This window comes from Flavobacterium inviolabile (assembly GCF_013389455.1).
Classification (GTDB): domain Bacteria; phylum Bacteroidota; class Bacteroidia; order Flavobacteriales; family Flavobacteriaceae; genus Flavobacterium; species Flavobacterium inviolabile.
Genome location: NZ_CP058278.1, coordinates 1,747,877 through 1,774,438, shown reverse-complemented (window position 1 = coordinate 1,774,438; position 26,562 = coordinate 1,747,877). Strand labels below are relative to the sequence as shown.

At 37.9% G+C, this 26,562-nt stretch carries 28 protein-coding genes; 14 read left to right on the top strand and 14 right to left on the bottom strand.

The window, feature by feature from the left end; genetic code table 11:
• Nucleotides 1–72 precede the first annotated feature (72 nt).
• From HW120_RS07825 to HW120_RS07815, 3 genes are read right to left on the bottom strand one after another with little or no spacing between them, the layout of a single operon-like run.
• The gene (locus HW120_RS07825) at nt 73–639 is read right to left on the bottom strand and encodes a T9SS type A sorting domain-containing protein (protein WP_177732924.1); all 567 of its coding nucleotides are present in this window, start codon (nt 637–639) and stop codon (nt 73–75) included.
• Nucleotides 636–1,835, bottom strand: coding sequence for a hypothetical protein (locus HW120_RS07820; RefSeq protein ID WP_177732922.1), 1,200 nt, complete (start codon nt 1,833–1,835; stop codon nt 636–638). The genes HW120_RS07825 and HW120_RS07820 overlap by 4 nt, the downstream gene beginning before the upstream one ends.
• Before the next feature lie 12 nt (nt 1,836–1,847).
• Complete coding sequence (locus HW120_RS07815; protein ID WP_177732920.1) at nt 1,848–3,767, bottom strand: right-handed parallel beta-helix repeat-containing protein; 1,920 nt, start codon at nt 3,765–3,767, stop codon at nt 1,848–1,850.
• 355 nt (nt 3,768–4,122) lie between these two features.
• Here HW120_RS07815 and HW120_RS07810 point away from each other — a divergent pair, with 355 nt between their 5' ends.
• Nucleotides 4,123–5,067 carry an AraC family transcriptional regulator gene (locus HW120_RS07810; RefSeq protein ID WP_177732918.1) on the top strand — a complete coding sequence of 315 codons (945 nt, stop codon included), beginning with the start codon at nt 4,123–4,125 and terminating at the stop codon, nt 5,065–5,067.
• A gap of 12 nt (nt 5,068–5,079) precedes the next feature.
• Nucleotides 5,080–5,553, top strand: coding sequence for a hypothetical protein (locus HW120_RS07805; protein ID WP_177732916.1), 474 nt, complete (start codon nt 5,080–5,082; stop codon nt 5,551–5,553).
• Nucleotides 5,554–5,670: 117 nt separating this feature from the next.
• Here the strand turns inward: HW120_RS07805 and HW120_RS07800 are convergent, their stop codons facing one another.
• The 5 genes from HW120_RS07800 to HW120_RS07780 form a co-directional block, all read right to left on the bottom strand.
• Nucleotides 5,671–6,345: an energy transducer TonB gene (locus tag HW120_RS07800; protein ID WP_177732914.1), complete on the bottom strand. Its 675-nt coding sequence runs from the start codon at nt 6,343–6,345 to the stop codon at nt 5,671–5,673.
• A 13-nt stretch (nt 6,346–6,358) separates the two neighbouring features.
• Nucleotides 6,359–6,640, bottom strand: coding sequence for a putative quinol monooxygenase (locus tag HW120_RS07795; RefSeq protein ID WP_177732912.1), 282 nt, complete (start codon nt 6,638–6,640; stop codon nt 6,359–6,361).
• A gap of 84 nt (nt 6,641–6,724) precedes the next feature.
• The gene (locus tag HW120_RS07790; protein WP_177732910.1) at nt 6,725–7,690 is read right to left on the bottom strand and encodes a quinone oxidoreductase family protein; all 966 of its coding nucleotides are present in this window, start codon (nt 7,688–7,690) and stop codon (nt 6,725–6,727) included.
• Between the two features lie 65 nt (nt 7,691–7,755).
• Nucleotides 7,756–8,328: a Crp/Fnr family transcriptional regulator gene (locus tag HW120_RS07785; protein ID WP_177732908.1), complete on the bottom strand. Its 573-nt coding sequence runs from the start codon at nt 8,326–8,328 to the stop codon at nt 7,756–7,758.
• 17 nt (nt 8,329–8,345) lie between these two features.
• Complete coding sequence (locus HW120_RS07780; RefSeq protein WP_177732906.1) at nt 8,346–8,738, bottom strand: hypothetical protein; 393 nt, start codon at nt 8,736–8,738, stop codon at nt 8,346–8,348.
• 158 nt (nt 8,739–8,896) lie between these two features.
• Here HW120_RS07780 and udk point away from each other — a divergent pair, with 158 nt between their 5' ends.
• Genes udk through scpA form a run of 4 tightly spaced genes read left to right on the top strand, consistent with a single transcriptional unit; the run spans nt 8,897 to nt 13,416 of the window.
• On the top strand, nt 8,897–9,505 hold the full coding sequence (gene udk / locus HW120_RS07775; protein WP_177732904.1) for a uridine kinase: 609 nt from the start codon (nt 8,897–8,899) through the stop codon (nt 9,503–9,505).
• A 22-nt stretch (nt 9,506–9,527) separates the two neighbouring features.
• Entirely contained in the window at nt 9,528–9,875 is a 348-nt protein-coding gene (locus tag HW120_RS07770) for an FtsB family cell division protein (protein WP_177732902.1), read from the top strand.
• Nucleotides 9,876–9,884: 9 nt separating this feature from the next.
• On the top strand, nt 9,885–11,252 hold the full coding sequence (locus HW120_RS07765; RefSeq protein WP_177732900.1) for a methylmalonyl-CoA mutase subunit beta: 1,368 nt from the start codon (nt 9,885–9,887) through the stop codon (nt 11,250–11,252).
• A gap of 40 nt (nt 11,253–11,292) precedes the next feature.
• Nucleotides 11,293–13,416, top strand: coding sequence for a methylmalonyl-CoA mutase (scpA, locus tag HW120_RS07760; RefSeq protein ID WP_177732898.1), 2,124 nt, complete (start codon nt 11,293–11,295; stop codon nt 13,414–13,416).
• 81 nt (nt 13,417–13,497) lie between these two features.
• On the opposite strand, the gene HW120_RS07755 is transcribed toward scpA, so the two are convergent.
• On the bottom strand, nt 13,498–14,328 hold the full coding sequence (locus HW120_RS07755) for an energy transducer TonB (protein ID WP_177732895.1): 831 nt from the start codon (nt 14,326–14,328) through the stop codon (nt 13,498–13,500).
• A 302-nt stretch (nt 14,329–14,630) separates the two neighbouring features.
• On the opposite strand from HW120_RS07755, the gene HW120_RS07750 reads away from it, so the two are divergent.
• The 5 genes from HW120_RS07750 to HW120_RS07730 all read left to right on the top strand — a co-directional run bounded on the left by HW120_RS07750 (nt 14,631) and on the right by HW120_RS07730 (nt 20,504).
• Nucleotides 14,631–15,764, top strand: coding sequence for a methionine aminotransferase (locus HW120_RS07750; protein WP_177732893.1), 1,134 nt, complete (start codon nt 14,631–14,633; stop codon nt 15,762–15,764).
• 103 nt (nt 15,765–15,867) lie between these two features.
• On the top strand, nt 15,868–16,257 hold the full coding sequence (locus tag HW120_RS07745) for an HYC_CC_PP family protein (protein WP_177732891.1): 390 nt from the start codon (nt 15,868–15,870) through the stop codon (nt 16,255–16,257).
• Nucleotides 16,258–16,341: 84 nt separating this feature from the next.
• Nucleotides 16,342–17,190 (top strand): DUF3347 domain-containing protein, encoded by an 849-nt coding sequence (locus HW120_RS07740; protein ID WP_177732889.1) that lies wholly within the window; start codon nt 16,342–16,344, stop codon nt 17,188–17,190.
• Nucleotides 17,191–17,197: 7 nt separating this feature from the next.
• The gene (locus HW120_RS07735) at nt 17,198–19,387 is read left to right on the top strand and encodes a multicopper oxidase domain-containing protein (RefSeq protein WP_177732887.1); all 2,190 of its coding nucleotides are present in this window, start codon (nt 17,198–17,200) and stop codon (nt 19,385–19,387) included.
• A 235-nt stretch (nt 19,388–19,622) separates the two neighbouring features.
• The gene (locus tag HW120_RS07730; RefSeq protein ID WP_177732885.1) at nt 19,623–20,504 is read left to right on the top strand and encodes an SDR family oxidoreductase; all 882 of its coding nucleotides are present in this window, start codon (nt 19,623–19,625) and stop codon (nt 20,502–20,504) included.
• Between the two features lie 336 nt (nt 20,505–20,840).
• On the opposite strand, the gene gwsS is transcribed toward HW120_RS07730, so the two are convergent.
• The 5 genes from gwsS to HW120_RS07705 are packed head-to-tail and all read right to left on the bottom strand — an operon-like array spanning nt 20,841 to nt 24,025.
• Entirely contained in the window at nt 20,841–21,851 is a 1,011-nt protein-coding gene (gene gwsS, locus HW120_RS07725; protein ID WP_177732883.1) for a grasp-with-spasm system SPASM domain peptide maturase, read from the bottom strand.
• The gene (locus HW120_RS07720) at nt 21,838–22,011 is read right to left on the bottom strand and encodes a hypothetical protein (RefSeq protein WP_177732881.1); all 174 of its coding nucleotides are present in this window, start codon (nt 22,009–22,011) and stop codon (nt 21,838–21,840) included. The genes gwsS and HW120_RS07720 overlap by 14 nt, the downstream gene beginning before the upstream one ends.
• The gene (gwsG, locus tag HW120_RS07715) at nt 22,004–22,999 is read right to left on the bottom strand and encodes a grasp-with-spasm system ATP-grasp peptide maturase (protein WP_177732879.1); all 996 of its coding nucleotides are present in this window, start codon (nt 22,997–22,999) and stop codon (nt 22,004–22,006) included. Before gwsG ends, HW120_RS07720 begins: the two co-directional genes overlap by 8 nt.
• Nucleotides 22,996–23,829: a hypothetical protein gene (locus HW120_RS07710; RefSeq protein WP_177732877.1), complete on the bottom strand. Its 834-nt coding sequence runs from the start codon at nt 23,827–23,829 to the stop codon at nt 22,996–22,998. The genes gwsG and HW120_RS07710 overlap by 4 nt, the downstream gene beginning before the upstream one ends.
• The gene (locus HW120_RS07705) at nt 23,810–24,025 is read right to left on the bottom strand and encodes a hypothetical protein (protein ID WP_177732875.1); all 216 of its coding nucleotides are present in this window, start codon (nt 24,023–24,025) and stop codon (nt 23,810–23,812) included. Before HW120_RS07705 ends, HW120_RS07710 begins: the two co-directional genes overlap by 20 nt.
• A 290-nt stretch (nt 24,026–24,315) precedes the next feature.
• Between HW120_RS07705 and HW120_RS07700 the strand changes: the two genes are divergently transcribed.
• From HW120_RS07700 to HW120_RS07690, 3 genes are read left to right on the top strand one after another with little or no spacing between them, the layout of a single operon-like run.
• Nucleotides 24,316–25,083, top strand: a complete 768-nt coding sequence (locus HW120_RS07700) for a ParA family protein (protein ID WP_177732872.1) — start codon at nt 24,316–24,318, stop codon at nt 25,081–25,083.
• A gap of 6 nt (nt 25,084–25,089) precedes the next feature.
• Entirely contained in the window at nt 25,090–25,989 is a 900-nt protein-coding gene (locus HW120_RS07695) for a ParB/RepB/Spo0J family partition protein (RefSeq protein WP_177732870.1), read from the top strand.
• Nucleotides 25,989–26,561 carry a DUF5683 domain-containing protein gene (locus tag HW120_RS07690; RefSeq protein WP_246297051.1) on the top strand — a complete coding sequence of 191 codons (573 nt, stop codon included), beginning with the start codon at nt 25,989–25,991 and terminating at the stop codon, nt 26,559–26,561. Before HW120_RS07695 ends, HW120_RS07690 begins: the two co-directional genes overlap by 1 nt.
• Nucleotide 26,562: the final 1 nt, after the last annotated feature.

The window sequence follows — 26,562 nt, the reverse complement described above, 5'->3', positions numbered from 1 at the left end:
TTACCATAATTTCCTTTCAATTCTACCGTTATTGTAATAATTGTTGCTTCAAAGATATTATTTGTACAATCACTATTGTCTTTTTATTATTCGCCCTTCCTTAATAGTAGTACCAGATTTTAATTTATAGATATAAACATTAGACTGCAGAGCGGTAAGATCAATTAAACAATTTTTCTCATTCGATTTAATCCTTTTTTCTAAAATTAATTTTCCATTGATATCAAAAATTTGAAAATCATACAACAAATCATTAAGACTATTAAACGAGATATTAACCTTATCAATTGTAGGATTAGGATAAAGTGATATATTTAAATCTGAAAAAGCATTATTAATAACACTATCCTCTAAATTATTCTTACTAGGTATCAAAACACCACACCCGTCTAAAGCTTGTGCTATAAATTCTCCATCTAGAGCAGGAAAGGCTATAAACCCGGGATTCATTTCTACATATCCATTATTTGGATTTGCATCTAATTTAACTTTTATAGCAGAAGCTACTGAAGAATTTATTTTGATATACGTTGATGATTCGGTCAATACAGTACTGTAATTTGAGGTCGAAATATTAACATTTGTAAGACATTGCGAAAACACTGAATTACAAAACAATAAGATTATTATCTTTTTCATCTGGATTCTTTTAGCTCTTTATTTTCTTTTTTCAACAATTCTATTTCCTTTTTCATCGCTATCAAATACAACGTCAGTTCTTCTATTTTTTCCATTTGCTTAGCCTGCATCTCACTTAAATCAATCCCTCCATCTTTTACTAACTGCTCTGCTGACGGAATATTAGGTAAGTGTTTATTAACCTTTATAAACTCCTCAACTTCTTCTAATGGTTTTAATTCATAAGTATCATCAAAAACATAATCAGACCACTGTGATGTCGTTTTAATTGCTGCCTTAAATTTTTCAGACAAAACTCCATCTGCTACATAAAGCCTATAGTTACCTGGTGATGAAATTCCTGTTCGTGTATCCATACCAATAATCACTTTACCATCTGAGTTAATCTGCATTCTGGGTAATGGATTATCTGTAGTTCCTTCATCATTTGTATAAAACTGCAAATATGTGCCCATGCTTCCTCCTCTATAAGCACCTAGCATAGCTGTACCAGCATCTTTAAAATCAAATGCCAAATACCGGATACTTCCAATTCCTAAAGGCTGATTTGGTCCCTGCAAGATCATTTTTTTACCAACAGAATTGTCTATCAATAAATCGTTATTATTATTAATACTCCATTTTGAATAATTATTGTTATTTAAGGAATTAATTCTAAAATTACCTTTAACATCTAATATCTCCATCGGTTCTTCTGTCCCTATACCAACTCTCCCGTTTTCATTTATATGCATTCTAACAATAGGATTCTCAATATCATTACTATTAGCTGGATTAGTTAAAAACTGTAGGTAAGTATCAGACCCTCCTCCTCGATATGCTCTAATTTTAGATTTTCCAGCATCTTCAAAATCAAATGAAATATCTCTTTTACCATTTTTATTTAATGGCTTATTAGCGCCCTTAATAATCAGGCTACTAAATGAATTATCCGTTTTATCTCCAATTTGCAAGCTCCCATTCTTTAGGAATGTAAATAAATCTGAATTTTGATTGTTCCCATTTAAAATGAATTTTAAATCTCCATTTAAATTTTCCAGACAAATATCATTAGAAGGTGCCGGAGTTCCTTCTAAACAAATTTTGGATCCATTACTTGAATTAACAGGAAATACTATTGGACATTGTGAATACATATTAAAAACGGATATAATATTAACCATTAATATTATAATTATGTTCAGCTGCTTTTTCATTAGTTATATATTTTAATTACAATTATAATTTATTATTTGACCAGAATTTATAACAATATTGTTTTGATTATGATTGCCAAATCCATTAAAAGGGATATTATTTTCAACCACATTACCTACACAAGGTCCAACAATACAACCTTGATTTGGCAAACTAGGATTTGGTGGAGACAGATACCTACTATTATAATAATTATCTTTCAAAAGATTATTACTAGAAACATACCAATATTCTATTGATCTCACACCTTCCTGAACACAATCAACACTACTCACTATAGATTGATTATCAAAAATATCAATAACATTATTCTTAATTTCGATATTGCATGATGCCTGATCCAAATATATGGCTCCTCTATAAAATTTCTGATTGGTAATATAGTTATTCGTAATCTGCGATTTTGAATTTACTGTTCCTTGTGAACTAAGCGTATATATAGCTCCTCCATCCGGAAGAATCTGACTCGAACAATCAATTTTATTATTACTAATAATATTAACTCCTAAATTATGATTAACATTCCATCCCCAACCTATTGATATACCAGTATAAGGAAAATGAGATATTGTATTATTTTTTATTGTTGTATTCTTAGCATAGGGAATAAATATTCCAACTGATCCAAAATATTCATTAGCAATATTATCAATAAAATTATTGCTTATACTATTACCGCTTATATTATCAACTTTACTTTGACTAAACTGAGGATTAGAATCTCCAGTATCACCTAAAATTTCACCAACCCGGATTGCACTTGCCGATATATCATTAAAAGTATTATTGCAAATATTATTATTTGTAGAATTCTCACCAAAAACTACTGCCGTTCCTCCAATATGTCTAAATTCATTGTTGACTATTTTCAGGTTTTTTGCTTCAATAAAAGTCATAGCACCAATAATTGGTGATGACTTCATATAATGATTATAAAAATTTGGGTCACCTATTTCTACATTTGCATCCGCTTGTGATGGCCAATATCCATTATTGGATGTAGCCATATAATTATTAACTTCTGAAGGTTTTTTCCATGTAGAATACTTAAAAATAATTCCATCAAAATTTAAATTAGAAACATTGTTTCCATCAATCATTTTTTCTAATTTAGGAATAATTACATCTAAATTATTTAATTGAGATACTGAATTAATAGCATTAACAGGCTTATAATATAACGTTTGTGTTATTCTATCAATATACCACTCATTTTCTTTATCAATTAATTTATAATGATTTTCAAGCCAATAAGCCGGAGCTGTTTTAAAATCAGTATTACCATCACTATGAACCAAATATTTCCAAAAAAGGGGGTTAACAACAAGTTGACTATTACAAACCGACTCTACAGGAATTTTTTGTGCTCTCCAGCGAATCATAGAAACAACTTCCATATCCTTTATATTATTCCATGTTGAAAAGTCATAACAAGTCGAAAGATATCCTGTCTTCGTTTCTATTATGTCCCTAGTTGTTTCACTTCTTGATCTGGTCATCTTAACCCCGTTAACATAAAGCTGTCTTGCATATTTATTACCTATATTGACTTTCCAAATATTTTTAACAGGATCATCCAAAACCCATCCGGTCACTCTTTCACCACCACTAATAACAGGTTTATTGTTCGAGTCATACGCTTTATAAATTATTCTTTTACCATTTGTTCCACTATCCAAATTATCAAACAGTAAAGTAGTATTCAAAAGATACTCCCCAGGAAATATATTTACTTCAATATTTTGTGTCATACTGGAGTTGATTGTCCTAACATACTCTTTTGCTTTTTGAAGGGTTAGAAAGGGTTTAGCTAAAGTACCATTGCCCGTAATATCATTACCTAATGGCAGTGGAGACACATACACTTGTACCTGAGAATAAACTTCATTTATCATGAAAAAAATCAAATAAAATAAAAACTTATATTTCATATATTATCAATGATTAATCATTTAAAAAAAAATTAAAGAATCAGCATAAAGATAAAAATTATAGACACATTTAACACATACATCATATATTTTCTCATCAAACAATAAACAACTCAACCATATTATTTTTTCACTAAAAACAAAAGACTACTAAAACAAGAAAGCGAAACAATGCGGAATCAAAACCCGCCCTATTTACCATGTAACAAGGCCTTTTTCTAAAATTCGTCAACTATCTCACAAGGAGTTCGTAAGCAAGCTAAAGCAAAACACCTCATAATCATTTTATTATCAGCAAGATTCGTATAAAATACAACACCATCATTATGTAACTTTATATCGAAAAATTGACAACATGAATCTGAAACAACTTAGCAGACAAGAGTACACAACCCGGATAAACCGGGTGATGGACTACATAAGGCTCCATTTAGATAAATCATTCGATCTTGCCACATTGGCTGGTGTTGCTTCTTTTTCTCCATATCATTTTCACCGGATATTTACAGCAATGGTGGGTGAAACCCCGAATAACTTTGTGTCCCGTATTAAATTAGAAAAAGCAGCGCAATTATTGCATAATAACCCTAAGGCATCGGTAAGCGATGTTGCATTCCTTTGCGGATTCGTTAATATATCCTCTTTCAGCAGGGCATTTAAAAGTCATTTTAATATGACCACCACAGAATTTCGCAATCAGGACAAGCCGATTTACATTAAAAACGGGATCAGATATAGCAAGGATTGCAAAGCAGTCAGCAAGATTGGCAAAAATTACCAGCAGATTAATGCACAATTTTATAGTGTCGAATTGAATACATTAATCATTATGGACACAAAAATTGAAATCAGACAAATGCCGCAACTGAATCTGATCTATTGTCGCCACACAGGTGCATTTAACAAGATCGGACAGGCTTACGAAAAGCTTTTCAAGTGGGCTATTCCCCGTGGATTGGTGAACCCAGGCACCAGAACCGTAACCGTTTATCAGGATGACCCTGCTGTGACAAGTATCGATAAAGTACGCCAGGATGCCAGTATTATTGTAGATGGTAATATAAAAGTTGACGGCGAAATTGGCAAATTAAATATTCCATCAGGTAAGTATGCTGTCGGTCGTTTTAAAATTAAAGAAACTGAATTTGAAGAAGCCTGGAACACGATGTGTGCGTGGCTGACAGAAAGTGGCTGCCAGCCTGCTGATAGTCCTACTTATGAATACTATCATAACGATTACAGTGAAAATCCTGAACACAGGTTTATCGCAGATATCTGTATTCCTATAAAACCCTTATAATCTTTTTGAAATATGAAACTTACCAAAACAGAGAAAACAGCAGGAATTATTTTAGCAGTATTGTTGTTTCTTATCACCCTGAGCAGCACATTCTTTTTCTTGGTAAAATTGAACGTTAGCTGGATACAATGGATTTCATTTAATTCCTGTGCTCCAACCAGTTTCTTATATTTACTCTTATTCCTTGCGTTTCTGATAAGGAAAAAGGCTGCTTACCTGATTATAACATTTCTGCCGATCTATTTTCTTGGAACGATGGCAATGTTTGTATTGTCATGGAATGCCATAAATCTGATCGCACATTTAGGACATATTATAATGACACTCAATTTAATATGGGTCGTTTTCATAATCATCAGGCATGAGGAATATAAGGCGTTAGGAATCGGTTTACTGATTAGCATACTGCTTTTCGTTCCTTATATCGCTTATGTACTGTCTTATAATCAGGCACATGCAGAAGAACTGTCAAAATTATTTCTGTAAAAAGAAATAGCCTATATTGTCATGTAAGCTCTTTTGAATTTGCTGACTCTTGCCTCCAGTAAGTGCCTTTTGTAAATAAAAAAGCCGCTTTAACAAGCGGCTTAACTTTAAAAACTTTTACATATCATTAAACGATATTGTTGTATTTAATCTGGTCTGATAAAACTTTCCTTTGGAAAAACTCGGTTGCCATCTCGGCATGCTTTCAATAATACGAATGGCGTCTTCGTTTAAAACCGGATCATCGGTTTTCATCACTTTAGCATCTTTTACCGATCCGTTTTTATCAATCATCCACACTATTTTTACCTTCCCGGAATGATCCCATTCTTTTTTATTCAACTCATTATTAAGAAAATTGGGCAGCGCACCGGTCTCGCCATAAAACATCGCTTCTACCATCATGATATTAAAAAAGGAATCTCTTGTTCCTTTATCCATCTCTTCCCCGTTATCTTTTACCATGCTGACCTTGTCATTTTCCCTTACCTCTTTAACGGAAACGGGTTTCGAATCAATATAAAAAATATACGTATCATTATTGTCTTTATCCTGCGTCACCATTAACTTTCCTTTCTGATAGTAATCGATATTGGAAACAAAAACATCATCCTTCATTTTTCCGACAATCGTAATATCCCTTGCTTTATCGAATAATTTCCAGATTCCGGTTTTCTTTCCGTCCTTATCGATCCGGTTGATTTCCTGTCCTTCATGCTTAACACTACTTTGGGAAAAGGCAACAAAGGAAGTGAAGCAGCATAAAAACGCCAGCAGTTTTGTTTTTGACATTCTAAAATTATTTTTATAAAGGTTTATAAAGATTGATCTCACTTTTTTCAAGCCATTCGGCAGCATTTTTTTGGAAACCCACGAAATGTTCCGTTTGAGTATGCTTATCTATAGCTTCCTTGTCTTCCCATAATTCATAGAACAGGAATTCCAAAGGATTATTAATTGCGGTATGCAAACGGTATTCGTGACATCCATCTTCCTGTAAAGATGCTTCCACCAGTTTTTGAAGTGCGGTTGCAACTTCTTCCCTGTAGTGCTCTTTTGCTTTAAGCGTTGCTACTATTGCTATCATTTTTTTTATGTATTATTTTATTTACAAACATCGGAAATTTTCTTTAAGATTCCGGGTAGCAAACTTATTTTTAGCATTTTCTGGCTACATACAAATCACCAGTCTTTTTCCCGGATCTATATTAGCATTCCAAACTTCATGAACGGCGTCCAATGGTGCGGTTACCGTTTCAATGACAAGCTTTCCCGTTGCTGCCAGCTGAAATGTTTCCGGCAGGATTTCCGTGATAAACTTTTTCATTTCCAATTCGGAAAGACTGCCGATCCCGGAACCCAGAATTTCAATCGCAGAACTCCTTAACACATCAGAACGCAGCTCAATTTCTTCTCCGGAAATACTTCCCACGGTAACGATACGCACCGGATGGGTATAACCGCCGGCTCCTTTCAGTGCTTTTAACAACAGTTCCACCGAATGTCCCCACAGGTAATCAATAACAATATCTACAGGTGTTGCCTGCTGAACAGCCTTTAATTCCTCAACAATGGTTTCATCCGCTGCTTTTAAAGAAACAACTGTATCGGCTCCAAGAGATGTTAACTTTGCTAAAGACTGCTCGTTTCTGCCGGTCGCGATCACTTTGGAAGCGCCATAATGTTTGGCCAGCTGTACCGCTACCTGACCGGTCACCCCGGTAGCCCCGTTGATCAGTACAACATTTCCTTTTTGAATTTTAGCGCGAAACTGCAATGCCATTGCCGAACCGATAACCGCATTGGGAAGTGCCGCTGCCGTTACATCATCGATTTTCTCCGGCAGGACAATATATTTATGATTGGGAATCAGGGCTCTTTCGGCTATCATACCGCTTATACCCTGTGCATATACCCGGGTTCCGTCTTCCAGAATACCCACACCGTCAAAGCCTACAACAGCAGGAAGCTGTTTGTAACTGGCATAATGCCTGCCGCTCACCCGCAGTTTGTCCAGGTTTTTAACCGACGCTGCCGTAACGTTAATCAGAATTTCATTTTCATTTTGAGGAATAGGATCCGGAAAATTTTCACAAACCGGAACATCGCCCAATTGTTTTATAATCGCTGCTTTCATAAGTTATTTTTTTGGCAAAGTTCCGCCAGACTCCTTCTGCCAAACGATAACAATTGTTAAGAAAATCAGGATTGTTTCGCCGTTTTATTCCGGATACGGCTTAACGATACCGCTGTTATTCCCAAATAGGTAGCGATATAATGCTGCGGAATCCGTTGGAAGATTGTCGGATTCTTTTTAAGCAGATTGACATAGCGGTCTTCGGGTTTATCTTTTAAAAACGATAACAGATGTTTGGAATAATAGATAAACCGGTTTAAAATATAACGGTCAAACCATTCTTTAAATTCGGCATCTTCTTTCCATAAAACCTCAAATTGGTCTTTCTCCAAAACATACAACGTACATTTTTCTAATGTTTCAAGGTAAAAATCACTCGGCTGATTCGTGATCACACTTTCCAAAGAAGCCACCAGACTTCCTTCAAAAAAGAACTGATTCGTGATCTCTTTTCCGTTACTGTTCATCCACAGCCGCAGGCAGCCTTCTTTTACAAAATAGATCCGCAATGCCTTCTCCCCTTCTTTTAAAAGAGTTTTTTTGGCATCAACTTTAATCTCTTCCAGAGCATATTTACCGGCAAGATAAAGCATAAAGCGCTTTACCTCTTCTTCATCGTTAATCGTTGTATTTTTCATATTGGTACTCTTGTAACTTAAGTCTGCATCATTTTCATTTCATACTGCCCGATAAAAGGTTCCAGCCCATGAGCCGTCAAAAAGCGGCTGACCTGTGCTGTCGTTTTATCAATATTCGTCACCACTAATGGCTTATCATTATGGGCGCGGGCTTCCGCGAGCACACTGGTTCCGGCATTATAAGCTGTTTTTATACCGCCAACAACATTCATTCCGTGCAGCATAAACCCAACGAGTTTATCACCATCGAAGCAGCCTACCGAAACCTTCCTGTCGATACTTTCCGAATACAATTTGAGCTGTAAACTGTTCCAATCAAAAAACAGCGGGATAAAATAATCCGAAAAAGCAGCATTAAAGGCTTCCAGGATAATCGTATCGCTGATGTTTTCCAATGTTTTAAAGTCCATTCCTGCTTATTTTTACGTTCTTCTTTTGCAAAGAACAATTTATACCTATTCTTAATTACTTTCCAAAAAGAATTGCAACCTCATAAAACTAAAAAAAATAAACCCTACATCCTATTAATTATTATTTTTGCCGAGATTAAAAATAATAAAAACGCTTTATGCTAATAATTGGTATTGCCGGAGGAACAGGCAGTGGAAAAACGACAGTAGTCCATCAGATAATGAATGAATTACCCGAAACAGAAGTAGGGATTATTTCACAGGACTCCTATTATAAGGCTACTCACAACCTAAGCTTTGATGAAAGAGCTCTTATTAATTTTGACCATCCCAGAGCCATCGACTTTGAATTACTGGTGGCACACCTGAAGGATTTAAAAGCGGAAAAAACAATCGAACAGCCGGTATATTCTTTTGTAACACACAACAGAACAGACGATACCATTGTGACCCATCCCAGAAAGGTAATGATTGTGGAAGGAATCCTGATCCTTACCAATCCGGAATTACGCGATATGTTCGATGTTAAAATATTTGTTCATGCTGATTCTGACGAGCGTTTAATCCGACGATTAAAACGGGATATCGCCGAACGCGGCCGTGACATGGAAGAAGTTTTAAGCCGTTATCAGTCTACTTTAAAGCCGATGCACGAACAATTCATCGAGCCGTCAAAAGCCTATGCGGACATTATTATTCCAAATGACAAATACAACACGGTAGCCATCGATGTGGTTCGTGCCGTAATCAATCAGAGAATATCATAATTTATAATTACCTTTATAACCCATGAAAAAAGCATTCGAAAAACTTGTAACCAAATATCCATTTCTGAGAATACTCGGGAACCGGTATGTTTTGGTGCTGCTGTTTTTTGCTGTTTGGATGCTTTTTCTGGACAACTATTCTTATTTGGAACACCGCGTTTTAAATAAGGAAATCGACGAACTCGAAGACAATAAAAAATACTATCAGGAAGAGATCAAAAAGGACAGCGAGAATATCAAAAAACTTAAAAATCCCGACCAGGTAGAAAAATATGCACGTGAAAAATATTATATGAAACGTGATAAAGAAGATATTTATATCATCGAGTTTGAAGAAGATGTGCCTGAAGAAGACACAAAATCACTTTAATTTTGCATTATGAGTAACAAACTGTTTACTGATTTTGAACCAGTGTCGTCCAAACAATGGAAAACACAAATTCAATATGAACTGAAAGGAGCCGATTATAACGAAACTTTAGTTTGGGAAAGTCCCGAAGGAATTAAGGTTCGTCCGTTTTATCATATCGATGAAGCCGAAAAACCTTTAAGAGTTACTACCGAAGCTTCTAATTTTAAGATTGTACAGAACATTTTTGTTCACGACCTTGATAAATCCATCGCAAGAGCTAAAGAAACAGTAGCCCGCGGTGCAGAAAGTTTGCGATTCACACTTGAAAATGAAAAAGTCGATATTGAAAAACTGTTATCCGCCCTTCCGCTGGAAACGGTTCCGGTATATCTGAACTTCGATTTCCTGGATTTGCCGTTCCTTGAAAAGATAAATGCCATTGCCAAAAAACACCAGACTACCGTTTTTGTTCATATTGACCCTATCGGCCAGCTGGCAAAAGAAGGTAACTGGCACAGCAATCTGGATACCGATTTCAACACGCTGAATGACATTTCCCTAAAATGCCCGAACATTCATTTCCTGAGCATTAACAGTACATTATATCAAAATGCCGGTGCCAATATTGTACAGCAGATCGCTTACACTTTAGCCCATGCAAACGAATATTTTAACCGCATAGCCACCATCGGTACTCCGGTAACGATCCAGGTAGCTGTAGGAACCAATTATTTCTTTGAAATAGCCAAACTACGTGCAATACGCCTGCTGTTTGGCTTACTGGCAAAAGAATACGACCATAAATCTGACTGTCATATCATTGCCATTCCTACCAAACGAAACAAAACACTTTACGATTACAACGTCAACATGCTTCGTACCACAACCGAATGCATGAGTGCTATTTTAGGAGGCGCCAATGCCGTGTCCAATCTGGCTTATGACGCGCTTTATCATAAAGACAACGAGTTTGGCGACAGAATTTCAAGAAACCAGCTTTTGGTTTTAAAACATGAAAGCTATTTCGACATCGTTAACAATCCGGCTGACGGTGCCTATTATATTGAAAACCTGACAGATCAGTTAGCCGAAAAAGCACTGAATCTGTTTAAAGATATCGAAACAAACGGCGGATTCATCACACAATTAATCGAAGGAACCATCCAGCGAAAAATCAGTGAAAGCGCTAAAAAAGAACAGGAATTATTCGACAATGGAAAAGAAATCTTATTGGGAACCAACAAATACCCTAATAAAGAAGACCGAATGAGCCATGATTTAGAATTATATCCTTTTGTAAAAGTCAACCCGAGAAAAACATTAATCACACCGATCATCGAAAAACGATTGGCTGAAAAATTAGAACAGGAACGACTGGAAACGGAAAAGCAATAAGAGCTTCTTAACGCTAATCAGGATAATAATCAGATTTGAAATGAGAAAGAACATTCAACATATAACCTTAGAAAATTCCCGAACACAATCGGATGCCGTTAATGCGGAAACCATTGTGAATGCAGAAGGAATTGAAATCAAACAAACCTATTCCGAAGCAGCTTTACAGGATTTGGAGCACCTTCACTTCGGAGCGGGATTTGCACCCAACCTGCGCGGTCCGTATGCAACCATGTACGTTCGCCGTCCGTGGACCATCCGCCAGTATGCCGGATTCTCTACCGCAGAAGAAAGTAATGCCTTTTACCGCAGGAATCTTGCTGCCGGACAGAAAGGACTTTCCGTTGCGTTTGACTTAGCGACACACCGTGGTTATGACAGCGATCATGAACGGGTAGTGGGTGATGTTGGAAAAGCCGGCGTAGCGATTGACAGTGTGGAAGACATGAAAATTTTATTCGACCAGATTCCGTTGCATGAAATGTCGGTTTCCATGACCATGAACGGAGCGGTATTGCCCATCATGGCGTTCTATATCGTCGCTGCCGAAGAACAGGGCGTAGAAGCAAAATTACTGTCCGGAACCATTCAGAACGACATTCTGAAAGAGTTTATGGTACGTAATACCTACATCTACCCGCCTACACCATCGATGAAAATCATTGCTGATATTTTTGATTATACCAGTAAAAAAATGCCCAAATTCAACTCGATCTCCATTTCCGGTTATCACATGCAGGAAGCCGGAGCAACCGCAGATATTGAATTGGCTTATACCCTGGCAGACGGATTGGAATACATCCGTACCGGACTGGCTGCCGGAATGAAAATTGATGAATTCGCCCCGCGTTTGTCCTTCTTTTGGGCTATCGGGATGAACCACTTTATGGAAATTGCCAAAATGCGTGCCGGAAGAATGCTTTGGGCAAAACTATTGAAGCAATTCGAACCTAAAGACGATAAATCATTAGCATTGCGAACGCACTGCCAGACATCCGGATGGAGCCTGACCGAACAGGATCCTTTTAACAATGTTGCCCGTACGGCTATTGAAGCCGCAGCCGCAGCATTTGGAGGAACCCAGTCCCTGCACACCAATGCCCTGGATGAAGCGATCGCTTTACCAACCGATTTCTCGGCGCGTATTGCCCGTAATACCCAGATCTTTTTACAGGAAGAAACCAAAATCTGCAAAACGGTTGATCCGTGGGCAGGAAGTTATTATGTAGAAAGCCTGACGCATGAAATTGCACAGAAAGCCTGGGCACTCATTGAAGAAGTAGAAGAATTAGGCGGTATGACAAAAGCCATCGAAGCCGGAATTCCCAAACTGAGAATTGAAGAAGCTGCCGCCCGTAAACAGGCGCGTATCGACAGCGGACAGGATATTATTGTAGGCGTAAACAAATACCGTCTTGAAAAAGAAGACCCGTTACACATCCTTGAAGTAGACAACCAGACCGTTCGTAAACAACAGCTCGAACGATTAGCACATATTAAAGCAACCCGAAACACCGAAAAAGTACAGGAATGCCTGGCAGCACTGACAGCCTGTGCACAATCCGGAAACGGGAACTTATTGGAATTAGCCGTAGATGCAGCACGCAACAGAGCCACTTTAGGCGAAATCAGCGATGCTATGGAATCGGTTTTCGGAAGATACAAAGCACAAATTAAATCCTTTAGTGGCGTGTACAGTAAAGAAATTAAAAACGATGAAAGTTTTGAAAAAGCAAAACAACTGGCCGATGCTTTTGCAAAATCCGAAGGACGTCGTCCGCGTATCATGATTGCCAAAATGGGTCAGGACGGACACGACCGCGGGGCAAAAGTAGTAGCGACCGGTTATGCCGATGTTGGTTTTGACGTAGACATCGGTCCGCTATTCCAAACGCCGGCAGAAGCTGCCAAACAGGCCGTTGAAAATGACGTGCATATTTTAGGTGTTTCTTCCTTAGCTGCCGGACACAAAACATTGGTGCCGCAGGTTATCGAAGAACTTAAAAAATACGGCCGTGAAGATATTATGGTGATTGTTGGCGGAGTAATTCCGGCGCAGGATTACCAATACCTGTTCGATAGTGGTGCCGTAGCCGTTTTCGGTCCCGGAACAAAAATCAGTGAAGCCGCTATTAAGATTCTGGATATTTTAATGGAAGCGTAACTACTTTCATAAAAAAACACTATAAAAAGCCAGCCTTAAGGTTGGCTTTTGCATTTGTAAATCTTCCAAAAGGTATTAATTTTAGTCGGAAGGGAATTTCTTAAAATCGATTCCTTTCACGATCACCTCAGTTATTCTTTCCATAAAACAATCCTTAAGAGTTTTTATCTGATCTTCCGGAACCATATAAAAATCTTTTGCCGTATTGCCCGGTCTTCCTTTTGCTTTTTCAAGTAAACCGGCAATCTCCGTTTCCGTATAATCATATCGGTATCCCTGCTCATACAGCTCCTGATATGCTCCCTTACCTTCATTAAACACCTTTTTCCAGAAAACATCCGAAACCCCTTTATGCTTTTTTTTCAAAGCGTTGAGTACCGGCGTAAATTCTTTAGCACCCTGTTTTTCTACTTTAAGCACTTCTAAAAGCGAACTGATCAGCGCCTCTTTTTCATCACTTCTCGGCTCATCGACAACAAAACTGACCGGAAGTATTAACTTCTGTCGAACCGGAATGCCATTTTTTTGTGCCGGAAGCCATTTATACGTTACAAGACTGCTTATAGTACGCAATACCTCTGCATTAGCCGAAGCATTACTTCCCGTTACACTGATATTTTCCATATCGCCGTTTTCGGTAATAACAAAATTCACAGTACATCTGATTATTGTTTCGGCACCTCTATTACTCTTATCGTAAACCATATTAATTACTCCAAGTTTAATCTTTTTATGAAACAGGGAATGATAAATTCGTAGTCCGCCGGGAAAAGTGGCAGAAGTAGTATCATTTTTAAAAAACGGTAAGACAGCGGATTCTTTCTGCCGGACAACGCTTTTTCCGTTCGCAGCCGGTAACAGTGCGAAAAAAAATATGGCCATAATACTAACAGCCCAAAAACGGTTTTGCATAACAATGGTATTTCTGTTTTTCAAATGTATAAAGCCCGGCATGAACGAATAGAAAAATGATAAAAACTTAGCATGTCACATTGTAAAAATCATCACAAACAACACAACACCCTGTATTACAACACTTAAAACCTCTCCTAAACCGGAACACATAATGCCCTTCACTCAAAAATCCGTAACAGTGAAGGCACAATACACCTGTTTTCCGGCAGCCGCCAAACCATCCCTCCTGCTAAGATTACCTTTCCAACAAATATTTTTATACATTTATACACCGGTACATCCACTATAAAAACAAAAAAATGTCCAAACTCCCGCATATCACCACCAGTATTTTTACCGTAATGTCCCAAATGGCAAACGAGCACCAGGCCATTAACCTGTCGCAGGGATTTCCGAATTTTCCGGTAGACGAACGATTGACCACCATTACAGCAAAACTCGCTACAGAAAATGTACACCAGTATACGCCAATGGCCGGACATCCGGGACTGATGAGCAAAATTGCGGCATTAACCTCAGCGTCCTATCATCGTGCGGTTAATCCGGCTACGGAAATGTTAGTGACCGCAGGCGCTACCGAAGCTATTTTTGCCACCATACAGGCATTGGTAAACAAAAACGAAGAAGTGATCATTCTCGACCCAAGCTACGACTGTTATGAAGCCCCCATCCTGCTCAGTTATGCCAAACCGGTCCGGGTGGCGCTAAATGACGATTACACTCCAGACTGGGAAGCCATTGCGGCTAAGATGAATACTCAAACGAGAATGCTCATCATCAACAATCCGCATAATCCAACCGGTAAAATATGGACCGCTGCCGATTTCCTGCAGCTTGAAAAATTACTGACCCTGTATCCGGATGTACTGCTGTTATCGGATGAGGTTTACGAATACATTACCTACGAACAACCCCATATATCGGTTAACACCAATGAAAAACTCCGCGACCGCAGTATTGTGATTTCTTCATTTGGAAAATCACTGCACATCACCGGATGGAAAATCGGGTATGCCATTGCGCCCGAACACCTGATGAAAGAGATCAAAAAAGTCCATCAGTTTTTAGTATTCAGTGTCAACAGTATTTCACAGGCCGCCATTAGCGACTATCTGGATATTGTGGACTTTAAAGAAATTGCCTCGATGTACCGTAAAAAAAGAGATTACTTTAAAGCACTGCTCTCCCAAACTCCTTTTGAGATACTCCCTTGTGAAGGCTCCTATTTCCAGGTGGCTTCCTACGCCTCTTTTTCGAATGAAAACGATATCGACTTTACGAAAAGGCTCATCACCGACTATGGTGTGGCGACCATCCCGATATCCACTTTTTATGCCGATGGCAAAGACCTTAAACTAATCCGCTTTTGCTTTGCCAAAGACGACAACACTTTGTTACAGGCAACGGAACGCCTGCGAAAGATCACCCGATAAAAACCTTATCCCGGTTAGCCGCCAAGCCCTTAAAAAACTTTTTAACACATTATTAATGACAAAATCCCATTAATTCGATAATTTTGAAGATTGATTCTTATTCATGAAAAAGTTTTTCGCAACCATATTAATGCTCTTATACTTAATCCCCGCAGTCGGGGTTAATGTATCGGCGCATTTTTGCGGAGAAGAACTGGCCTCACTGAGTCATACTGCTGCCAACGAAACAAAATGCTTTTGCGGTATTAAGGCAACCAAAAAACCGTGCTGCGAAGACAAACAGGTCAAAATCAAAATTGACGACAACCAGCAGAAAGCAGAATTGCTGACCCAAAAATTCAGCAATCCGTTTCATATACAGTTTACAATACCGGCCGTACTTGAAATACCCTATATTTTTAAAAGTACCGAGTCCTTTAATTATTCCTATTACAACCCACCCAACCGCTACAAGCAGCCCATATACCTGCTTAACAGAGTATTTCGAATTTGATTATTAGAATATGATTACACCTGTACCCCAAACAGTACGGGTTATTGTTATTTACATCATTCCTTAATTCAAAAATTCAATACAATGAAAACCTTAAGAAATATAGCCATGGCTGTTGCTATGGCATTCGTCTTTACAAGCTGTGAAGCACAGATAAAAAACCCGAAAACGGAAACCGTAAAAGTGTATGGCAACTGCGAGATGTGTAAGAAAACCATTGAAAAAGCAGCAAATGAAAAAGGTATCGTAAAAGCCGACTGGAATGTCGATACCGATATGCTGACCCTTACCTACGATCAGACCAAAACCAATACCGATGCCATCCTTAAAAAAGTAGCCTATGCCGGTTATGACAGCGAGACATTCCGCGCACCGGATGAAGCCTATAAAAACCTGCCGGAATGCTGCCAGTATGACCGACCGGCAAAAGTGAGCGCAATCGCAGAAAACCATGATTCTCATAAAGGACATGATATGCCGGCAGCGGAAACCACTCAGAACAGTCCGCTTTTTAACCCGGTATATACGGCCTATTTTTCCATCAAAGATGCGCTGATTAAATCAGACGGAAAAACGGCTTCCGCCAAAGCTTCCGAACTGGTAAAAGCCATTGCTGCTGCGCCAATGGACAAAATGAAAACCGAACAGCACACCCTGTGGATGAAAATCCAGAGCAGTTTAAAAACCGATGCCGGACATATAGCAGAAACAACAGATGTGAAACACCAGCGCGATCATTTTGCCTCCCTTTCGGAAAACCTGTATGCTTTAGCCAAAACAACAACTAACGACGCTCCGTATTACTATCAGAAGTGTCCGATGTATGATAACGGTAAGGGCGCCCATTGGTTAAGTAAAGAAAATACCATCAAAAACCCTTATTACGGCTCTGCCATGCTGAGCTGCGGCAGTACTGTGGAAACTTTAAAATAACAGTAGCATGAAACATTGTTATCAACTGCTGCTGCTGTTTGCAGCCCTTAGCGGCTATGCGCAAAACAGTAAGGAATATGACCTCTATGTCACGGACACTGTGGTGAACTATACCGGCAAAAAAGTAAAAGCCATTGCCATAAACGGCAGCATTCCGGCGCCTACACTTCATTTTACCGAAGGAGATACTGCTGTGATCCGCGTACACAATAAAATGCACCACGAAACATCCATTCACTGGCACGGACTGCTCCTACCGAATGAACAGGACGGGGTTCCATACCTGACAACTGCCCCGATAAAAGGCATGTCTACACACACCTATAAGTTCCCGATTAAACAAAGCGGAACCTACTGGTATCATTCCCATACCATGCTGCAGGAACAAATCGGGATGTACGGTGCTTTTATCATCCATAAAAAGCAGGAACCGGAACTACCGGAATATACCATGCTGCTGAGTGACTGGACCGATGCCAATCCGCATGAAATCGAACGTTCGCTGCACAAAGCAAACGACTGGTATGCCATTAAAAAAGGTGCCACACAAAATTATGCCGAGGCGATTGGAAAAGGCCATTTCCTGACCAAGTTTACCAACGAATGGAAACGCATGCATGCTATGGATGTGAGCGATGTTTATTACGAGCGCTTCTTTGTAAACGGCAAACAGGAAGATCATGCCCCTCAATTCAAACCCGGCGAAAAAGTACGGGTACGCATTATTAACGGCAGTGCCTCCACTTACTTCTGGCTCAACTATGCCGGAGGAAAAATAACGGTTGTCGCCAGCGATGGTATGGATGTACAACCGGTAGCGGTCGACCGTTTTATTGTAGGCGTATCCGAAACCTATGATGTTATCGTTACGATACCGGATAAAGACACCGCCTTTGAACTGGTCGCTACGGCAGAAGACCGTACCGGGCAGGCTTCCCTTTGGTTAGGCAACGGCGTCAAACAGCTGCAGCAGCCTTTACCAAAATTGAAATATTTTGAAGGGATGAAAATGATGAACGACATGATGACCGTGGGCGGCAACATGAAAGATATGGGCATGAACATGAGCCTGCAGCAAATGGACATGAACACTGTTATGTATCCCGAAATAACCGGAAAGGAAAAGGACAAAAAAACTGCCGGCATGGCTATGGAAGGTCACCAACATCAGGAAACCGGCAATACCGATATTGTTACCCTGAATTATGCCATGCTGAAATCGCCGGTAAAAACAAACCTTCCCGATGGTCCGGTCCGGACGCTGCATTTTGAGCTCACCGGAAACATGAACCGTTATGTATGGACCCTGAACAATAAAACCATATCCGAATCGGATAAAGTACTGATCAAAAAAGGAGAAAACATTCGTATTGTAGTCACGAACAATTCAATGATGCGGCACCCGATGCATTTACACGGGCATTTTTTCCGTATCCTGAACGGACAAGGGGATTATGCTCCGTTAAAAAATGTACTGGACATCATGCCGATGGAAACCGACACGATCGAATTCCATGCTTCGGAGGAATATGGCGACTGGTATTTCCACTGCCACATTCTGTACCACATGATGGCCGGAATGGGTCGAATCTTCACTTATGAAAACTCACCGCCTAACCCGCAGATTCCGGATCCGGAAATGGCTTTGAAAATGGTTTATAACGACGACAGACGTTATTATTTCTCTGCTGAGGTTGGCCTGGAAAGCAACGGAAGCGATGGCGAAATGCGCCTGGAAAACACCCGTAATTTCTTTGATGTGGAATGGCGCCTGGGCTTTAACAAAAATACCGGATATGAAACCGAAGCTCATTTCGGACGCTATCTGGATAAAAACCAATACCTGTCTGTATATACCGGATTTGATTTCCGTTACCACAACAGCCTTGAGCGGGAAGAAAACCTGTTCGGGCAGGCAAGTACCCAAAACCAAAGGGCTGTAGCCTGTATCGGGTTGATCTACCAGCTGCCCTGGCTTATCAATGCCGATGTCCGCTTGGATCATGAAGGCAAAGCCCGTTTGCAGTTTGTCCGCAAAGACATTCCGGTAACCGACAGGGTCCGGCTTTGGGGTTCCTGGAATACCGATTTTGAATACAGTGTCGGTTCCCGGTATATCCTCACCAAATACTGGTCGCTCTCGGCTCATTACGACAGCGATATGGGTATGGGAGGCGGAATCGTCCTGACCTATTAAATCCAATAACCAAAAGGGATAACAGCAGTTGTTATCCCTTTTGCTTTTACCGCAGCAGCACCCGCAATCCTTCTGATTCCGGGCAACCGGCTGCTTTTACATAGGTTTAAAAACCTGTTTTACCTAAATTTGTTTCCCGTTTCAACGGTATCAAAACCTTTCACATGCTTTCTTTTTTATTATGCATGCATAATAAAAAAATTTCCTATATTTACGTTTCCAAAAAATAAAACTTATGAATTTTACAGCAAAAATGCTTCGTGATAATGCGCTGGAAGACAAAGTAATTGTCGTAACCGGTGGCGGAAGTGGCTTGGGAAAAGCCATGACAAAATATTTCCTGGAATTAGGCGCAAAAGTAGCGATAACTTCCCGTGACCTGGACAAACTGCAAAATACTGCAAAAGAATTGGAACAGGAAACCGGAGGAAAATGCCTTGCCGTTCCATGTGATGTCCGCCATTATGAGCAGGTAGAAGCCATGCTTCAGGAAGTACTGAACGCTTTTGGAAAAGTAGATGTTTTACTAAACAATGCCGCCGGAAACTTTATCTCTCCTACCGAGCGTCTTTCGGCAAATGCCTTCGACACGATTATTGATATCGTATTAAAAGGCTCTAAAAACTGTACGCTTGCTTTTGGTAAGCACTGGATAGATACCAAACAGACCAATACCACTATTTTAAATATCGTCACCACTTATGCCTGGACCGGTTCGGCTTATGTAGTCCCGTCGGCCACAGCAAAAGCAGGTGTTTTAGCCATGACCCGCAGTTTGGCCGTAGAATGGGCGAAATACGGCATCCGTACCAACGCCATTGCACCGGGACCTTTTCCTACCAAAGGTGCCTGGGACCGTTTGTTACCGGGTGACTTAAAGGACAAGTTCGATTTAGCTAAAAAAGTACCGTTAAAACGTGTAGGTGACCACCAGGAACTGGCTAATTTAGCTGCCTATCTGGTTTCTGATTTTTCGGCTTACGTTAACGGTGAAGTCATTACCATCGATGGTGGCGAATGGCTGCAGGGCGCAGGACAATTTAACCTGCTGGAAGCCATTCCAAAAGAAATGTGGGACATGCTGGAAGCCATGATCAAACAAAAAGGAAACAAATAAAATATCAAAAGACCGGGCAATTACCGGTCTTTTTTATTCCGGTAAATCAGTTTGTTTAAAATCAATGGCAGGACAGCAACAAACAACTGCAACACCTCAACAATATCATGCATTGCAATGCTTAAACAATCTAGTACACAACCTGCATAAACGAATGCATTGCTGTTATTTTCTATTGCTTTTTACGGATACAACGAGTAGTATTACTACTGCTGATTATATAATCCTAAAAATCCTGCAAAACCATTTCGGCTCCGGTATTGCTACTGCAAATAATTGTAATTTGCTAATTCCCTCACTGTTTTAACTTTATCACATTGTTAACAAATAACATTTTCATAAACCATAATATTCTATTAACATCTTTTTAGAATGATCTGAATTCCATTCACTCCATTTATTAGTATAGGGATTATACCCACATTTTAAAGGCTTTGAAAACTTATTGTTTGGTTCTTCAATATAAGCTCTGCAATCTGTACAAATATGTCTAAACTCACAATTTTTGCACACATCGATTACATCTTTTTTAATAATCCAATAATCTTTAAAACAAGAATTATCAACGACATCTATTAACTTAGTATCCTTAATGTTTCCATAACTTTCTTTCATGGACGGACAATTCTTTATATTTCCATCATTATCAATGGCAATTTTTTTATTCAGGCAGGTATTAAAATGATTCGATTCTGTAAATGTTTTTATGTTAATCGAAAAATAGTCTTGAGAGATCTGACCACAATGAACAGATGCGTTAATAATTTGATTTGTAATGTATATTCTCGGATTATCATTAATTATTTCCTCATTACAGGAATGAAGAACAATACTTAATATAATATTACTTTTCGCTAATAACCCTTGAATACATTCCATATCATTAGAGTCATATTTAGCGTAAATCACGATACCTGAAACGCTCCCTTTATGTAAGTCTATTAGTATTTGTTCAAATAATGAAATATTTATATTTGAATAAAATCTGAATTCAATATACCTGCAACTTAAATCGTTTAATTGATTAATAAGGTCTATAAGCGCTGTTTCATTTAAATTATCTGCTTCTATAATGGCATTATTTATCGTTTCCGGGCTATCCCATTCCAAACTTAAATTTGGATAATAATCCGGATATTTTGTAAAAAAACCTAATTCTTCTTTCACAAATAAATCAATCCATTGTTTTAAATTGTCATCTACATCAATCGTAGCATTCCCTCTTAACAAAAAGTCGGCTACAAAATTTGGAATGATATAATTTTTATTTCTTTCTAAATCTGATATTGAACTTCGTTTAAAACCTTTTACAATTATACAAGCGGCAAATAATTTAAAGTACTTCATCTTTTAACATTTTTGAAATAGGTTTTTGTGGCCCTGAACACATAGATAATTTTGTTTTATATTTACCTATATGATCAAAAAACAATTCCTGCATTTCAGTTTCTTTCTGCTTTTCAACTTTTTCCAACAATGAGTATATGGCGGGTAATTTATTATTCATAAACGTCTACAATTAAAGATTTGGCTATTTCTTTTTCTAAGTAATAATTACATGGATATGAGGTCATCCCAAATTGACCTATAGGGTTCACTTCTAAAAAAACAAAATCATTATCAGGAGTTAGTATAATATCAACAGATCCTGTATTAAGATTCAAAACAGACATCAAATTATCTATCCTTTTTTCAACTTCTTCAGGTAATTTAAAAGGTGTATTTCGATTAGGATGCAAATCATTATAATTTCTAAAATCTACGGAAGTCATTTTATCTAATTGAGAAAAAATTGCCATTGAATAAAACTTACCTTCTAAAAAAAAGCTTCTAATTTCAATTTCCTTTTCTATATACTTCTGAAATAGTGAAGGAAAAAATCTTTCTTCAATTTGCTCAAGAAAACACTCCTCAATTATAACCGTTTTATTTAGATAACTATGTGATTTCCCGGAAAAACTCATTGCTTCTCCTAAAGGCTTCGTTATAATTTTCTGATGATTATCGTAAAATCTCAATAAGTCATTTTTATTATTACAAATAATACTTTCAGGTATTTTCAATCCAACACCGGCAGCGGCTTTTAGAACTGTTAATTTATCTATAGCTATTGAATTAAAAAAGGGTAACGATTTAATATTTTTGGTTTGTAAAAAATCGAAAAGCAGTTTGTATGACTTCCTCATTTCGATTATTACATTATTCTTAATATTTGCTAAAACTCCGATATCAACATCTTCAAACTTTTCCAATTCATCATTAAATGAAAAATTATACGGAATCCATCTTCTATTCCAAACAGCTGTAAGATTGTTTAACAAGATATTTCCAAGACTTAATTCAATACCGTTATCTGAAAGAATTACTTTATAATTCAGTTCAGAATTCAAGTATGATTCACCATCAATTCTAACAAAAGATGCTTTGTAATGACAGAGCCAATCTATAACATCATTTGTACTTTGATCAAAATAAGCACTTAAGATTAAAATCATTTTACCTCTATCAAATCTACAATTATTTTCCTCCCTCTATAGTTAATATCTAACTTTACAAAACCGAATTTTTCATTAAAATAGTACTTACAAAATGAAATTCTTTTTTCACCAGCCAAAGATTCACAATTAATAACATAGCAATCGACCAATCCTGTTTTCCTCATCCTAACAACTTCTTTTCCAATGACTTTATATTTCTTATAAATATTAGACTCATTTATTTTAAGACCCTTTTTCATCTCTTCCGAAATATATAAATTACTCTCCCATTCTTTATTTAACGCTAAAGGCAGATTAATAACAGGAAAAGGAAGTACTTCGAAAAAAGAAAAACCGGAAGGAGTCCTGGGTGGATGCAAAAAAATCATTTTTTCATCTTCAATTATACCGGACAATTCCGAAAGAGCTCCAATAGGACAATCATCATTATAATAATCGTATTTTATTATTGTTTGATCTTCTAATACTGACTTACAAACACCTTTAAAAACTGTAAGAATAAATTTATTTATTAATACAGCATCATCATCAACATCTTTCTTCTGAACTAAAACAGGCTCCTCTCTTAAATTTTTTAATTCTAAAAAATATTCTTTTTCACCTTTAAAAAAGCGTATGGAGTGAATAAACTTCAATCCGCTTTTATAAATTTTATTGTCTAAATTATTAATGTTTGGCTTCCCGTTATCAATAAACATCTTATCTTCATGACAACTCTTTTCTTTAAAATTTTTACACGACACACAAAGAGCTCCTAAAAAAAATAAAAAGCAGATCTTTTTAAAAAAAGATCTGCTAAAAAAAAGGTTAACAGGTTCCTTCATCATTCCAATCGCCCGCAGTATCTGTCTGAGTACCGTAATCGTTTCCGTAAATCCATTCGAGAATTGAGCTCATGGCTGTATGGGTTTTGTACACTTTAGTAGTTTGCGTTCCTGTAAGCAACCCACCATTAACCAACTCTTTTTTTGTAATTACATTCTTTTGAGTAATTACATTTTTTTCAAAATCATCTAGGCTCATAATATAAAATTTTGTGTTAATAATATAGCAATATAATAAAATTAAACAACACTTCGTGTTAAAATCACAAAAAAAGCATTCTTACAAAGACCATTTGTAACAAAATCTCAATTAAAACATTAAATCTTTCATGCTGTTTTTTAATAGAAAGATCTAACAAAAACTAAAGTCCTAAACACAATACACATAGCATTCACACGGACTTTTAACTTTATCACATTGTTAACAAATAACATTTTCATAAACCATAATAAATTGTATTTTTACGGTTCAAAATTTTTAAAGACAAAATGGGTAAAATCATTGCTATTGCCAATCAAAAAGGTGGCGTTGGAAAAACTACAACTTCAGTAAATTTAGCCGCCGCATTAGGCGTATTGGAAAAAAAAGTTTTATTGATTGATGCAGATCCACAGGCTAATGCCAGTTCCGGATTGGGTATTGACGTAGAAAGTGTAGAAATAGGAACCTACCAGATATTAGAGCATAGCAATACTCCGGACGAAGCAACCTTATCGTGTACGGCACCGAATGTTTCGCTGATTCCGGCTCATATTGACCTGGTAGCTATCGAAATCGAACTGGTTGATAAAGAAAACCGTGAATATATGCTAAAACAAGCTTTGGCCAGTGTTAAGGAAAAATATGATTATATCATTATTGACTGTGCACCGTCATTAGGCTTGTTAACGCTAAATGCGCTAACGGCAGCCGACTCGGTTGTTATTCCGATTCAGTGTGAATATTTCGCACTGGAAGGTTTGGGTAAATTACTGAACACGATTAAAAGCGTGCAGAAAATCCACAACCCGCAGCTGGATATCGAAGGTTTATTGCTAACCATGTATGATTCCCGTTTGCGTTTATCGAATCAGGTAGTGGAAGAAGTACAGAAGCACTTTAACGATATGGTTTTTGAAACCGTTATTCAGCGTAACGTAAAATTAAGTGAAGCACCAAGTTTTGGTGAAAGCATCATTAACTATGATGCAACCAGCAAAGGCGCAACCAATTATATTCATTTAGCAGAAGAAATTATTAAAAAAAATAGTAACTAAGGTTTTATGACGAAGGCAATTAAAAAACAAGCATTAGGAAGAGGCTTATCCGCATTATTAAAAGATCCTGAAAACGATATCAAATCGGTTGAGGATAAAAATGCCGATAAGGTTGTTGGGAATATTATTGAGCTTGACTTAGATGCTATTGAAATAAACCCTTTTCAGCCGCGTACTAATTTCAACGAGGAATCCTTACAGGAATTAGCGTCTTCCATCAGGGAACTGGGTTTAATCCAACCGATTACCGTTCGTAAATTAGATTTCAACAAATACCAGCTGATCTCGGGTGAGCGCCGTTTGCGTGCTTCCAGATTAGTAGGATTAACAACTGTTCCGGCTTATATCCGTCTGGCTAACGATAACGAATCGTTAGTAATGGCATTGGTAGAAAACATTCAGCGTCACGATTTAGACCCTATCGAGATCGCGTTATCCTACCAGCGTTTAATTGACGAGATTCAGTTAACACAAGAACAAATGAGTGAGCGTGTTGGTAAAAAACGTTCTACTATTGCCAATTATCTTCGTTTATTAAAACTGGATCCGATTATCCAGACCGGAATCCGTGACGGTTTTATCACTATGGGTCATGGCCGTGCCATCATCAACATTGAAGATCTTGACGTTCAAACCGATATTTACCAGAAAATTGTAAGCCAGAATCTTTCTGTCCGCGAAACGGAAGCTTTGGTAAAAGCATATCAGGACAGTTTAAAACCGGCGGCACCAAAAGCACCAAAAGGTACCTCTTTTAATGTTGCTGAAGAAAACAAAAAAGCCATTACTGAATTTTTCGGGGCTAAGGTTGATGTAAAAGTTGCCGGCAATGGTAAAGGGAAGATCACCATTCCTTTCCATTCTGAAGAAGATTTTAAAAGAATTATTAAGCTAATAGAAGGTTAGTGAGTCGCTGCAATTCCATACTGATTATCACACTGCTTCTAATAAGTCAGTTTGTTTTTTCTCAAAATAAAAAAGACGACGCCATATTAAAAGCACTTGACTCTGTCAAACCCGTCAGAATTAATCCGCTTGCCCCCTCTAAAGCAGCCTTTTATTCTGCCGTAGTACCCGGATTAGGACAGATATACAATAAAAAATACTGGAAGGTTCCTTTAGTCTATATCGGACTGGGAACCGGTTTGTATTTTTACACCACAAACAATAACAAGTATCACGATTTCCGCAGCGAATACAAAAAACGTCTGAACGGAACATCTGATCCGAACGATCCTTATTTTGGCGGCCTGGATAACAACCGACTGGTAGAAGCCCAGAAATTCTATCAGCGAAACCGTGACCTTTCCATGCTGATTACCGTAGGGATTTACATTTTAAACATCGTAGATGCCAATGTAGATGCCCACTTAATGCAGTTTAACGTAAACGATAATCTTTCCGTTCGTCCTGACATTTATCAAAACGATATGAATTATAAACACAGTTTAGGATTAACACTGAATTATAATTTTTAAT